Genomic DNA, 14501 nt, shown 5'->3' with positions numbered 1-14501 from the left:
AATTATTTTTCTTCTTCTGAAGATTCATCGTCTCCTCTGAAAGCACTTGGGAGTATATCGGGAATAAATTTTATTAGTAATGGTAGTAGTAAAGCTCCTCCTGGTAACATAAAAACTGTAAACGCAGGAATAGCTTTACATATATCTAACATTTGCTCTTTTACCTTTATCTTTTCTTCTTCAGATAAATTTGTGGTAAGAGACTTTTTTATCAAAAAAACTAGCTCTTTGCTTTCTTGAAGCTCTTTAGCTAGTCTTTTTTTATTTTTTTGAATAGCTTCTTTTATTTCGTCAACCGTACTCATTACAGTTTACGACGCTTTCTTTCGGTTTTCAATAAATTTAACTCTCTTGAAGTTTGACCTGCTACTGAAGTATTTTCTTCTGCTCTACGAATTAAATATGGCATTACATCACGTACTGGTCCAAAAGGAACATATTTAGCTACATTATATCCTTCTTTGGCTAAATTAAAACTAATATGATCACTCATACCATATAATTGACCAAACCACATACGCTTATCTGTTGATTCTATATTATATTCTTTTGCTAAATCCATTAACAAATAAGAACTTTCTTCGTTATGTGTTCCAGCAAAGATTGCCATGTTCTTATGCTCCATCATAAAACGAACAGCTTCATTATAATTATCGTCTGTTGCTTGCTTATCTACGCAAATTGGTGATGGATATCCTTTTTCTTTTGCTCTTTCTCTTTCCTTCTCCATATAGGCACCACGCACTACTTTCATACCTATATGATATCCTTTTTGATGTGCTCTTTGATATAAACCTCTTAAATATTCTAATCGGTCATGTCTGTACATTTGTAATGTATTAAATACAATAGCTTTTTCTTTATTGTAAATTTCCATTAATTCTTCAATCAAATCATCAGCTGCATCTTGCATCCAACTTTCTTCTGCATCTATTAATAATGGAACATCTTTCTCTGCTGCAGCTTTACATACTATATGAAAACGCTCTACAACTCTTGCCCACTCTACTTTTTCTTCTTCTGTATGCTCTTCACCTTCTGTTAATTTCTGATATAAAGCAAAACGTCCAAAACCTGTTGGTTTGAATACTGCATATGGTATTGACTTTTTTTCTTCAGCAAAATCAATTGTTTTCAAAGTCATTTGTAAAGCATCGTCAAACTGTGCTTCATCTTCTTTTCCTTCCACTGAGTAGTCTAAAATACTATGTACATTACCACGATTGTACATTTTTTCTATGTTTGGTAAACAGTCGTCTTCTGTTACTCCTCCACAAAAATGATCAAAAACTGTTGAACGGATTAAACCTTCAACTGGTAAATGTGCCTTTAATGCAAAATTAGTTACCGCTGTTCCTATGCGAACCATTGGCTGGTTCTGTATCATTTTAAACAAAAAATATGCTCTTTCTAACTCTGAGTCAGATTTTAATTTAAAAGCAGTTTCGGTGTTGTCAAAAAGTCTCATTATTGAGGTAATATTATTATTTGATTTTAAAGACAAATATAACAGACCCATATGATATATTTTAATTTTTTCTATTTAATTTCGCCTTTAAATTATAGATTGAAATGACTTCTATTCAAGCAGCAACATACCCTATCCATTTTGAAGAAAAAGCGTACATCGAATTAGCTAATTTAATTCGCAACAATAACTACTCGTCTATTTTTGTTCTTGTAGATGACAATACGATAATGCATTGTTATCCTCGATTTATGCAATTACTAGAAACCGACAAACCCATCGAAATTATTCAAATTGATGCTGGTGAAATTTATAAAAATATTGATACTTGTGTTGGTGTTTGGAATGCTATGACCGAATTAGGTGCCGACCGTAAAAGTTTATTAATTACTCTTGGTGGTGGTGTAATTACAGATTTAGGTGGTTTTGTTGCCTCTACATTTAAGCGCGGAATTGATTTTGTAAACATTCCTACTACTCTTTTAAGTATGGTAGATGCTTCTGTAGGTGGAAAAACTGGTGTTGATTTAGGTGTTTTAAAAAACCAGATTGGTGTTTTTGCTAATCCTGAATTAATTGTATTAGATCCTGAATATTTACATACGGTTACTCCTAGAGAAATTAGATCTGGTACTGCAGAAATTATCAAATACGGAATGACACACGATATTCGTTTATTTAATGAAATTAAAGATAACCCTGAGTTAAATATTATTGACTTAATTCATCGATCTGTTGAAATTAAAAACGAAGTTGTTTTAGAAGACCCTAAAGAGAAAAATGTTCGTAAAGTTTTAAACTGGGGTCATACCATTGGACATGGTGTTGAATCTTATTTTTTAGAAAGTGATTATAAAGAAAACCTAACTCATGGTGAAGCTATTGCTATAGGTATGGTTTGCGAAGCATATATTTCTTCTGAAACTTTAGGCTTTTCAAATGATAAACTTGAAGAAATCAAAAAAGCTATTCATACTATATATGGTAAAGTAGAAATCTTAGAGGATGACTTTTCTGCTATTCTTGAATTAATGAAACACGATAAAAAGAATATAGGTGGTGAAATTAACTTTGTTCTTTTGAAAGATTATGAAGATTTTAAAATCGATTGCAAAGTTCCTTCAAACCTAATTATAGACAGTTTGAAATATTATAATATATAACAAAAAAGGCGAGAAAATTTCTCGCCTTTTTTAATTTATGCTGTTACCGAACAACTTTTATATATCTCTTCGTATACTGGTAAAATATTTTCTAAAGAAAACAACTTTATATGTTCTTTGGCATGTTCCTTAAATTGATTTAACATAGCCTCGTCTTTTAAAATTTTAATAGCGTTTTTAGCCATATCATCTACATCACCTAAGTCACTCAAATATCCTGTCTTACCATCTATATTTACTTCTGGAAGACCTCCTGTATTTGTTGATATTACAGCTGTACTTGCTGCCATTGCTTCTAAAGCCGCTAATCCAAAACTTTCTGTTTCTGATGGTAATAAAAACACATCTGAATAGCATAATATTTTAGCCACTTCATTACTATTTCCTAAGAATAACACCTTGTCCTCTAAACCAAATTCTTTTACTAAGTTCTCAGCTTTTAAACGTTCTGGCCCATCTCCAACCATTAATAGTTTTGATGGAATTTCCTTTTGAACTTGATTAAATATTCGAATTACATCGTCAGTACGCTTAACTGGTCTAAAATTACTTACATGTGTTAAAATTCTTTCCTCTGGTTTTGCCAATCCAATACGTTTGCATTCAGCCTGGTGAGCTTTATCATACTTTTCTCCATCAATAAAGTTATACACTACTTTTATATCCTTATCAATATTAAACAAACGCAACGTATCCTCTTTTAAACTATTAGAAACTGTAGTTACTTCATCCGATTTATTAATACTAAACTCTACTGCTGTTTTATACGTTGGGTGACTTCCTACTAAAGTAATATCTGTACCATGTAATGTAGTAACTACTTTTACATTGATACCTTTTTCCTCTAACATCTTTTTAGCCATATACGCTGCATAGGCATGCGGTATTGCATAATGTACATGTAAAACTTCTAATTGATGCTTTTCAACTACTTCAACCATCTTACTAGACAATGCTAATTCATAAGGTTGGTATTGAAATAAAGGATACTCTTCTAATACTACTTCATGAAAGTGTATTCTGTGTGAAAAAAAGTCTAATCGAACTGGTTGATTATATGTTATAAAATGTACTTCATGTCCTTTATCAGCTAATGCCATACCTAGTTCAGTTGCTACTACTCCACTTCCTCCAAAGGTAGGATAACATACAATTCCTATTCTCATTTATTGGGTTTTATTATTTGGTATTATTAATGACGTAAATTTACGTTTTTACTTACGCTTTAATGTGAAGAAAAACATAAAAAAATCCCGCATAAAAGCGGGATTTTGAATATTATTTTAAATAACTATTTCTTAGTAGTCTCCTAATGTTTCTGGATTTTGTGCTAACGATGCTTCTAATTGCTCATCGTTTGGAGCTTTACCATGCCATGCATGTGTATGCATCATAAAGTCAATTCCATTCCCCATTTCTGTATATAATAATACACAAACTGGTTTTCCATTTCCTGTACGAGATTTTGCATCAGCCATTCCTTTTAAAATAGCATCTACATCATTTCCTTCTTTAATTTCTAATACATCCCAACCAAAAGCTTCAAATTTAGCTTTTAAGCTTCCCATTGCTAAAACTTCGTCAGTAGTACCGTCAATTTGTTTTTCGTTTACGTCTACAGTAGCAATTAAGTTATCTACTTTCTTTCCTGCTGCATACATTGCTGCTTCCCAGATTTGACCTTCTTGTAATTCTCCATCACCATGTAATGAATATACAATTTTATCATCTCCATTTAACTTTTTTGCTTGAGCAGCACCAATTGCAACACTCATTCCTTGACCTAAAGATCCAGAAGCAATACGAATACCTGGTAAGTGTTCGTGTGTTGTTGGGTGCCCTTGTAAACGTGTATCTAACTTTCTAAATGTTGCTAACTCAGCAACTGGAAAGAATCCGCTACGTGCTAATACACTATAATAAACTGGCGATATATGTCCGTTTGATAAAAAGAATAAATCTTCATTATTTCCGTCCATTTTAAAATCAGTAGAATAATCCATGATTTCTTGATATAAGCAAGTAAAAAATTCTGCACATCCTAAAGATCCTCCAGGGTGTCCTGAGTTTACTGCATGTACCATACGAACGATATCTCTACGTACCTGTTGTGTAAATTCTTGAAGCTGTTGTGTTGTCGACATTATTTTTTGTTTTATCTCGACAAAAGTAATAGTTTAAAAAATAATTGCCAATTACTTTTTCAATTCTTATTTAAAAAAGGGTTCGATAATTTTAAAGTTCTTTTTCATGTAATTTCCCCTCCGATATAGTTTTGTTTCGAACCCTTGGTTTACGTACCTCAAAGAACCTTTATACTCAGCTAGGATACAAGTTTTAGTAGTCTATTTTCATGAAAACAGAGTATTCAAACAAACTAAAACCTTAATTAACAACATTTTAAAAAAACACATATTTTCTGTTAAAAACAGTAATTTTGAATCATTTAATAACCTCATATGTCATTTCTTATAAAAAGAATACTCTATTTTTTATTCATTTTTACATTCAGTTTAACAATAAACAGTCAAAACCAAACTTCTTTACCTGATTCTTTGTTACAGAAAAGTTATAAAGAATTATCAGATTTATTCTACAACAATAAATCTGACACTTTAAAAGCAATAACTTATGCTAAAGCTCATTTCTTAAAATCTTTAAAAGAAAACGACACAATGAAAATGGTAGATGGAAAATATTATTTAGCTGATATAAAAAATAATGATTCTATTTATTTGAACTTTTGTGATTCTTTAATTAATATAACTCAAAAAAAACCTAATAAAAATTACCCTGCTAGTATATACATAGATAAAAGTAACTTTTACTTACATCACGAAGAATATAGTGAGGTATTAAAAGAAATAACTAAAGCTAACAAACAATTGAAAAAAAACAAAAATGATAGCTTACAAAACTTAATTTATATAAATCTTGGATTAGTTAAAGAAACTGTCGGAAAGAAAAGAGAGGCTATAAAGTACTACAAAAAAGCATATTCCTATGCCTTTAAAAAAAACAACCTAAAGTTATCTGACCCATTTATAGCTATACCAACTAATATAGCAATTTCTTATAGCGTCTTGGGACAAATTGATTCAGCTTTTAAATATAATAACATAGCAATTAATACGTATAAAAAAAATAATGATTCTATCTTACTTGGATACTCTTACTTTTCACTTGGGCTCATTCTAAAAAAAAAGAAAGACTATATGAACTCAATAAATACATATCTTAAATCCATAAACGCAATCAATAATGATGAAAATTACAGAATTCTAACCAGTCTTTACTCTAAAATAGCTGACATGTATGATTCTTTAAATGATAAAAAAAACACTCTTAAATTTCATTTAAAAGCAGATTCTATAAGCACATTAAAACAAACTAAAAATATATCTTTAAAGAGAAGTTATAAATACTTATATGATTATTATAAACAGAAAAATGATTATCAAAATCAATTAAAATACATCAATAAGCTTTTAACCCTAAAAGAATTTATCTTAAAAGAAAAAAATAAAATTGACGAAATATTCTCTAAGGAATATGATATTCCAAACCTTTTAGCTGAAAAGAAAAAAATCATAACTAAACTAAAATTTGAAGCAAAAAACTCTAAAAGAAATAAACTTATCTATATAACACTTCTTTTTATTTCTTTAATTTTAATTGTTTATCAAATCAATAAAAAAAGAGTCTACAAAAAAAGATTTCTAGCCTTAATAAATCAAAAAGAAAAAGGAAGTCTAAAAGTTGTAAAAGAGGTTAAACCTAGCAATACTGAACTTTCCCTTCCAGATACTGTTATTAAAGATATCTTAAATAAACTGATCCTTTTTGAAAAGAATAATGATTTTTTAAACAACGATATAAACCTACAAAACTTGGCTACTAAGTTTAATACTAATTCAAACTATTTATCTAAAGTTATAAACCAACACAAAAACTTAACTTTTACTAACTATATCAATAATCTTAGAATTGAATATACAATCCAAAAATTAAAAACCGATTCTTTTCTTAGAAAATATACAATTAAAGCAATTGCTACTGAAGTTGGATTTAAAAACTCTCAATCTTTTTCTAAAGCTTTTTTTAAATATACAGGCATTAAACCTTCTTATTTCATCAAAGAATTAAACAAATAAACACCGCTCATTTTAACTTAAATTAACATAATTAGGTACTACAATTTAGTAGATTGCACAAAAAATTAACTAAATGAAGTACCTATCAATATTATTCGCGTTTTTAACGCTACAGCTATTCTCTCAAGAGAACCCCAATTGGCTGAGACACTCCTCAATTTCGCCAGATGGAAAAGAAATTGTTTTTACTTACAAAGGAGATTTATATAAAGTTCCTTCTACTGGTGGAAATGCAACTCAATTAACTTTTCATAAAGCACACGATTACAAAGCTGTTTGGAGTAAAGACGGTAAAAAAATTGCCTTTGCTTCTAATCGTTATGGTAATTTCGACATTTATATAATGGACGCCAGAGGTGGCGAGGCTAAAAGATTAACGTTTCACTCTACTGACGAAATTCCATTTTCTTTTTCAGCAAACAACAAAGAGGTTATTTTCGGAGCACAACGTCAGGATGAAGTAAAACATAGACAGTACCCTACTAATTCTCAACCTGAACTTTATGCTGTACCTGTAACAGCTGGGCGTGTTAGTCAATTAATGACAGTACCTGCTGAATATGTACAAGTATCTAAAAATGGCAGCACCATGTTATACCACGATAAAAAAGGTGGTGAAAACGAATGGCGTAAGCATCATAAATCATCAATCACTAGAGACATTTGGAGTTACGATACTAAAAAGAAAACTCATAAAATGCTTACTTCTTTTGCTGGTGAAGACAGACATCCTTTCTTCTCTGATGATGAAAAAAGCATTTATTATTTAAGTGAAAAAAGCGGTTCTTTTAATGTTCATAAAATGAATATTGATAACGCTAACCAAGATCAACAATTAACAAATTTCAAATTACACCCCGTACGTTTCTTAAGTGTTGGTAATGGTATTTTAAGTTTTGGTTACGATGGTGAATTATATACCATGAAAGAAGGTGAAAAACCTTCAAAAGTGAATGTTATTATTAGAACACAAAGCAAAGACAATAAAGATAAATTCATCTCTATTAATGGAGGTGTTAATGAAATGGCTATCTCTCCAAATGGAAAAGAAATTGCTTTTATTTCTAGAGGAGAAGTTTTTGTAACTTCTGTAAGTGAATCTTTTACTAAAAGGTTAACCAATACACCAGAAAGAGAGCGTTTTGTTACTTGGACTCCTGATGGAAAATCGGTAGTATACAGTAGTGAAAGAAATGGAAAATGGAGTATTTATAAAACAGAAAAAGTACGTAAAGAAGAACCTTTCTTTTTTGCAGCAACTTTATTAAAAGAAACTCCAGTTATTGAAAACAAATTTGACAATTATTTACCAGAGTTCTCTCCTGATAGTTCTAAAATAGCTTTTGTTGAAGGAAGACGTACTTTAAAAGTAATGGACTTAAAAACTAAAAAACAAGTAACCTTATTAACTCCAAAAGATTTATTCCACATGAGAGATGGTGATAAATACTACACATGGAGCCCTGATAGCAAATGGTTATTAGTTGGGTGGAGTAAAACACTAAGTAATAGTGAAGCTTTATTAATGGCTGCTGATGGTAGCAAACGTATAAACTTAACTGAGAGTGGTTATAACGATTACTACCCTAAATGGGTTAACGGTGGAAAGCAAATGTTATGGTTTAGTAACAGAAATGGGTTAAAGTCTTATGCTACTAGCGGACGTTCTCAATCGGATGTATATAGCATGTTCTTTACACAAGAAGCTTGGGATGAATTTAACCTTAGCGATGAAGAGTTTAAATTGATGGAAACAATTAAAGCTATTCAGAAAAAAGAAAAGGATAAAAAGAAGAAAGAAGCTGACAAGAAGGATAAAAAAGACAAAAAGAAAAAGGATAAAGACAAGAAAAAAGTAAAACCGCTTACTTTCGATTGGGATAGTATGAAAGATCGAATTAAAAGATTAACTATTCATTCTTCAAGCCTTGGCGATGCAGTACTTTCTAAAAAAGGTGATGTTTTATATTACTTAGCTCGTTTTGAAGGAAAAATGAATCTTTGGAGTACTAATTTACGTACCAAAGAAACCAAAATGGTTATGCGTTTAAACGCTAATTACGGTTCATTACAATGGGATAAAGACATGAAAAACCTATATCTTTTAAGTGGTGGAAGAATTTCTAAGATAGATCCTGCTAAAAAGAGCAAAAAACCAGTAAAGATTAGTGGTGAAATGATGTTGGATACAGCAGCTGAAAGAGAAGCTATGTTCGATCATGTATGGATAAGAACCAATGCTATTTTTTATCACCCAGATTTCCACGGAACTGACTGGAACAAAATGAAAAAAGAATATAAAAAGTACTTACCATCTATTGGTAATTCTTTTGAATTTTCTGAAATGCTTTCTGAAATGTTAGGTGAATTAAACGTTTCTCATGCTGGAGCTGGATATAGTACCAGTATTAAAAATGCTGATGCAACTGCTTCACTTGGTATTTTTATGAATTACAACCATAAAGGAGACGGAATTTTAATTGATGAAGTTATTAAAGATGGACCTTTAGATAAATCATCTTTTAACGTTAAAGCAGGGATGATTATTGAAAAAATTGATGGTGTTACAATTGATAAAAACGAAGATGTTGCTAAATACTTAAACAGAAAAGTAGGAAAATTCGTTTTACTTGATATCACAAATCCTAAAACAAAGAAAAAACAAACTATTACTGTAAAACCTATTTCTTTAGGTCAAGAAAACCGTTTATTGTATAAGAGATGGGTAAAAACTAATGAAAAAGAAGTAAATAAATTAAGTAATGGAAAGTTAGGTTATGTTCATATCCCTGGAATGAGCGACGGTCCATACAGAAGTATTTACAAAGATATTATGGGTAAATTTTCTGATCGTAAAGGTATTATTATTGACACACGTTTTAATGGTGGTGGTGACCTAGTTGCTGATTTAGCTATGTTCTTTACTGGAGTTCCTTTTATTTCATACGAAACAGAAGCTAAAGTAGTTGGAGGTGAACCTACTTCACGTTGGACAAAACCTACATTATCTATCTTTAACGAGAGTATGTATTCTGATGGACATTGTTATGCTGCTGGATATACTGATCTTAAAATTGGAAAAACAGTAGGTATGCCAGTTCCTGGTACTTGTAGTTTTGCAGGATGGGAAGGATTACCTAACGGAAGCTACTGGGGTGTTGTTCCTATTAGTGCGAAAGATAAATCTGGAAGATGGATGGAAAACAACCAAACAGAGCCTACTATTAAAGTAAAAAACATGCCTGGTATTATCGATAAAGGTCGTGATCAACAATTAGAGCGATCTGTATCTGAAATGCTTAAAGATATCAAGTAGTTTTAAATACATTCAATATCAAAGAAGGTTAAAGTTCATTATACTTTAACCTTTTTTGTTACAGTACATTCAGCTTGCTAAGTATTATAGTTTTTTTCTTTCAACGAAACTCGCTAATAGCTCTGCATTAAAACGAAACCATCAGAGAAGCTCGTTGATTGAATTGTACAAAAACAAAATGCTCAGCGAAGTTCGCTGAGCATTTTGTCGAGTTTCGAAAGCACCAGCGAGCTTCGCTGATGGTTTCGTCGTATTTTTATTGAGTCAGCGAACACAGCTGATACTTTCAACTAAAAAATATTTAGGTTTTTTGTTTTTTCTTTTTTGCTGCTGGAAAAAGTACATTATTTAAAATTAAACGATAACCTGGAGATGTTGGATGCAAGTCTAACTCTGTTTTTGGATCTCCTACCCTATGCTGATAATCTTCAGGATCATGACCTCCATAAAAAGTAAACATTCCTTTTCCTTTTGTTCCATGAATGTATCTACCTTCTCCATTGGTTTTATTTTCTCCTAAAACCATAATAGTAGGTTTGATTGTTTTACGATCAAAAGAAGTGGTTTGTCCCATAAACGCTTTTACTAACTGAGTATGGTTTTGTGTTAGCATTGTTGGTACCTGATCCCACTTAGCCGAATATTCTTTTAACGTAAAGTAATCTACTTCCTTTTTTATTCTACGTTTACGAGTCATATCTATAGAAGAAAACTCATATGTTGTTGGATTACGAATTAATTCAAAATTTCTAAAAGCAAAGGTTTTATTAAAATCTATTTTCGACTGATAGTTTGGTTCAGAAGCATCTCCATCAAACATTCCTTCACAAATATCAACTCCATCTGCTGCTAATGCAATATCAAAACTATCGGTAGCCGAACACATTGCAAACATAAACCCTCCTCCTATTACATAGTCACGTATTTTTTTAGCAACGGCTCCTTTTTCTTCTGAAACCTTGGCATATCCTAACTTTTTGGCCAATGCTTCTGCATCCTTCTTTTGTTGTATATACCATGGTGCTGTTCTAAACGCTCCATAAAAACGTCCATACTGTCCTGTAAAATCTTCGTGATGTAAATGCAACCATTCATATAACAATAGCTTGTTATCTAATACTTCTTCATCATAAATAACATCAAATGGAATTTCTGCATAGGATAATACCATTGTTACTGCATCATCCCAAGGCATTTTTCCTTTAGGTGAGTACACTGCTATTTTAGGAGCTTTTTCTAAAGTTACCGCTTCTTGATTTTTAGATGGTGATGAAATTTCTTCTAATATTAACTTCGATCTGGCATCGGAAATTATTTGATAAGAAACCCCTCTAATTTTACATTCCTTTTCAACAGCCTCATTATTCTCCATTAAAAAAGCACCTCCATCATAATTCAACAACCACTTAGCTTTCAAACCATTTTGTAATGCATAATAAACAATTCCATAAGCTTTTAAATGATTCTTTTGATTATCATGACTCATCGGCACATAGATAAATGATGCCCAAATTGAATTTGAAAATAACAGTAACGCTACTATGTATATATATTTTTTCATATGTAAAAACTAAAATACACAATTACTGTTTAGCAATTGTGTATTTTAAATTATTTTATGAATTGTTTAATATTCTAAAACGGTACATCGTCATCACTTGGACCGAAAGCATCTTCTGGTGAAGTGAAGTTATTTGATGAAATTTCATCGTTAAAACTTGAGTTCATACTCGACTGGAACTCACTACTAAATCCTTCTTCTAAATCCGAGAATTTTGCTAAGTGTCCAGTAAACTTTAAACGAATATTATCTAAACCACCATTACGGTGTTTTGCTACAATAAACTCTCCTTGTCCCTCACATGGTGAATGATCATCATCATCCCATTCTGTCATTCCATAATATTCAGGTCTAAAGATAAACGATACAATATCGGCATCCTGCTCAATCGCCCCAGATTCACGAAGATCGGATAATAATGGACGTTTTGAACCTCCACGAGTTTCTACCGCACGCGATAACTGTGATAACGCAATTACTGGTACATTTAATTCCTTTGCTAATGCTTTTAAGTTACGTGAAATTGTAGAAATTTCCTGCTCACGGTTTCCTCCTGCTCCACCAGCTGTCATTAACTGTAAATAATCAATAATTAAGATACGTACATTGTGTTGCGACACTAAACGTCTTGCTTTTGCACGTAAATCGAAAATTGAAAGTGCCGGAGTATCATCAATAAAAATTGGCGAATCTGATAACCTCTTCACTTTTACGTTTAACTGCTCCCATTCGTGTGGTTCTAAGTTACCTTTACGTAATTTCTCTGAAGTTAATCCAGTTTCTGATGATATCATACGAGTAATTAGCTGTACAGATGACATCTCCAGTGAAAATATGGCTACTGCATGATTAAATTCAATTGCCATATTTTTAGCCATCGAAATTACAAATGCCGTTTTACCCATACCAGGACGTGCTGCAATAATAATTAAATCGGAAGGTTGCCATCCAGATGTTAAGGCATCTAGTTTGGTAAATCCAGTGGCTAAACCACTCATCCCTTCTTGACCTGATATCTCTTGAATTTTGTTAATCGATTGTTGTACTAAAGAATCTGCTCTTTCTGCTCCTTTTTTAAGGTTTCCTTGCGTTACCTCAAATAACTTTCCTTCGGCGTCATCTAATAAATCGAATACATCTATTGTTTCTGTATAAGCACTCTCTATAATTTCAGAAGAGATAGTAATTAACTTACGTTGTATAAATTTCTCTAAAATAATACGTGAGTGAAACTCAATATGTGCAGACGATGCTACTTTTTGTGTTAATCCTATCAAATAGAAATCTCCACCAGCAACATCTAATTTTCCATTTTTCTTCAATTGATTGGATACAGAAAGTAAATCAATTGGCTCTGAGTTTTGGAAAAGCGTATAAATTGCAGAATATATTTCTTGATGACGTTTATCGTAAAAAGCCTCTGGATGTAGGATATCAATTACTTCATCAATCCCCTTTTTATCAATCATCATAGCACCTAAAACTGCCTCCTCAAGTTCAAGAGCTTGTGGTGGTAATTTTCCTTTTTCAAGACTTACTATTCTAGCCTTATCAACTTTTGTTCCCCTAACAGAGTGCGTTTTTTCCATGAGAACAAAAGTATATTTTTATGCTGAGATTTATATCAGCATTACCTAAATTTCTTTTTACACAAATTCGCTAATAAAATTGTTATTAACTTGTTGATAACGTTCCAACTTTCTTATTTTTGACACTATGAGGTATTCAAAAAAATATTTAGTTCTAGCGTTAACTCTTCCTTTACAAATCATATTTATTCATTTTTTAAGTCAACAAACACAATGGATAGAACGCTATTATAGTAATGGATTATACCCTTTCATATCAAAATTATTTAGAATTATTTTTGGATGGCTTCCTTTTTCTTTTGGTGATGTATTAGGCTTCTTTTTATTATTCTTATTTATCAAAGCTATTTATCGTTTGTTCAAAACCAAATTTAAATTCATACTACCTCAATTAATCAAATTCGTTTCCATTTTAGCAATTATTTATGCTTGTTTCTATACTTTTTGGGGATTGAATTATTTTCGCGAACCTTTAGCTAAAAACCTGAACTTACAACAATCTGCTTATACGACTGATGAGTTAGTTTCAACCACAAAAAAAATCGTTTCTGAATTAAATAGAGTTCACTTACTTATAACTAACAACGACTCTGTTGAAGTGAAAGTACCTTATTCTCAAAAAGAAATTTACAAGTTAGCACCCAATGGTTATAATAAGTTAACTAAATCCTATCCGCAATTGGCGTACACCAATCCTTCTATTAAGAATTCTATGGTAAGTTTATTTCAATCATATAATACAACTTCAGGCTACATCAATCCAATAACAGGTGAAGCCCAAGTAAACGATATGATTCCTAAAACTGGTTATCCAGCTACTACCTGTCATGAAATGGCACATCAAATAGGTTGGGCTGCTGAAAATGACGCTAATTTTGTTGGGTTCTTAGCTTCTATTGCCAACGACGACTTATATTTTCAATACTCAGGTTACAGAATGGCTTACAATTATTGTATTGGTCAAGTATATAAACGAGATAAAAAAATAGCATTGGAAATAAAAAAAACGATAAACAGAGGAGTCTATAAAGATTACAGAAATAGTTATTTACACTGGAAACAATATGAAAACCCTATTGAACCTTACTTTAAAAAAGGCTATAACTCTTATTTAAAAGCCAACAACCAAACAAAAGGAATTGATTCTTATAGCTATGTAGTAGACCTACTAATAGCTTACTTTAAACAAGCAAATTAAACTTCAAATTTATTTATAAAATACTATTGAAATAGCTATTTTTGATGCTGAT

The 14501-nt window shown here is 31.3% G+C and carries 10 protein-coding genes; 4 read left to right on the top strand and 6 right to left on the bottom strand.

Annotated elements, in window-relative coordinates:
• Positions 1–2: 2 nt before the first annotated feature.
• Positions 3–305, bottom strand: a complete 303-nt coding sequence (locus Q0958_RS12445) for an LETM1 domain-containing protein (protein WP_150899183.1) — start codon at positions 303–305, stop codon at positions 3–5.
• On the bottom strand, positions 305–1468 hold the full coding sequence (locus Q0958_RS12440) for a proline dehydrogenase family protein (protein WP_299123619.1): 1164 nt from the start codon (positions 1466–1468) through the stop codon (positions 305–307). The genes Q0958_RS12445 and Q0958_RS12440 overlap by 1 nt, the downstream gene beginning before the upstream one ends.
• Before the next feature lie 104 nt (positions 1469–1572).
• On the opposite strand from Q0958_RS12440, the gene aroB reads away from it, so the two are divergent.
• Positions 1573–2631 carry a 3-dehydroquinate synthase gene (gene aroB / locus Q0958_RS12435; RefSeq protein ID WP_299123550.1) on the top strand — a complete coding sequence of 353 codons (1059 nt, stop codon included), beginning with the start codon at positions 1573–1575 and terminating at the stop codon, positions 2629–2631.
• A 35-nt stretch (positions 2632–2666) separates the two neighbouring features.
• Here the strand turns inward: aroB and bshA are convergent, their stop codons facing one another.
• Positions 2667–3797, bottom strand: a complete 1131-nt coding sequence (bshA, locus tag Q0958_RS12430; RefSeq protein WP_299123549.1) for an N-acetyl-alpha-D-glucosaminyl L-malate synthase BshA — start codon at positions 3795–3797, stop codon at positions 2667–2669.
• A 132-nt stretch (positions 3798–3929) separates the two neighbouring features.
• On the bottom strand, positions 3930–4775 hold the full coding sequence (locus Q0958_RS12425) for a transketolase (protein ID WP_150899187.1): 846 nt from the start codon (positions 4773–4775) through the stop codon (positions 3930–3932).
• Between the two features lie 315 nt (positions 4776–5090).
• On the opposite strand from Q0958_RS12425, the gene Q0958_RS12420 reads away from it, so the two are divergent.
• Positions 5091–6785, top strand: coding sequence for a helix-turn-helix domain-containing protein (locus Q0958_RS12420; protein ID WP_299123547.1), 1695 nt, complete (start codon positions 5091–5093; stop codon positions 6783–6785).
• A 73-nt stretch (positions 6786–6858) separates the two neighbouring features.
• The gene (locus tag Q0958_RS12415) at positions 6859–10101 is read left to right on the top strand and encodes a S41 family peptidase (protein ID WP_299123545.1); all 3243 of its coding nucleotides are present in this window, start codon (positions 6859–6861) and stop codon (positions 10099–10101) included.
• A gap of 301 nt (positions 10102–10402) precedes the next feature.
• On the opposite strand, the gene Q0958_RS12410 is transcribed toward Q0958_RS12415, so the two are convergent.
• Both Q0958_RS12410 and dnaB read right to left on the bottom strand, forming a co-directional pair.
• Complete coding sequence (locus Q0958_RS12410; protein WP_299123543.1) at positions 10403–11662, bottom strand: asparagine synthetase B; 1260 nt, start codon at positions 11660–11662, stop codon at positions 10403–10405.
• Between the two features lie 74 nt (positions 11663–11736).
• Positions 11737–13251 carry a replicative DNA helicase gene (dnaB, locus tag Q0958_RS12405; RefSeq protein ID WP_299123541.1) on the bottom strand — a complete coding sequence of 505 codons (1515 nt, stop codon included), beginning with the start codon at positions 13249–13251 and terminating at the stop codon, positions 11737–11739.
• Positions 13252–13378: 127 nt separating this feature from the next.
• On the opposite strand from dnaB, the gene Q0958_RS12400 reads away from it, so the two are divergent.
• Positions 13379–14449 carry a DUF3810 domain-containing protein gene (locus Q0958_RS12400; RefSeq protein ID WP_299123539.1) on the top strand — a complete coding sequence of 357 codons (1071 nt, stop codon included), beginning with the start codon at positions 13379–13381 and terminating at the stop codon, positions 14447–14449.
• Positions 14450–14501: the final 52 nt, after the last annotated feature.

This window comes from uncultured Tenacibaculum sp. (assembly GCF_947499065.1).
GTDB lineage: Bacteria > Bacteroidota > Bacteroidia > Flavobacteriales > Flavobacteriaceae > Polaribacter.
The sequence above is the reverse complement of the archived record's forward strand: the minus strand, read 5'-3'. Positions and strand labels throughout refer to the sequence as shown.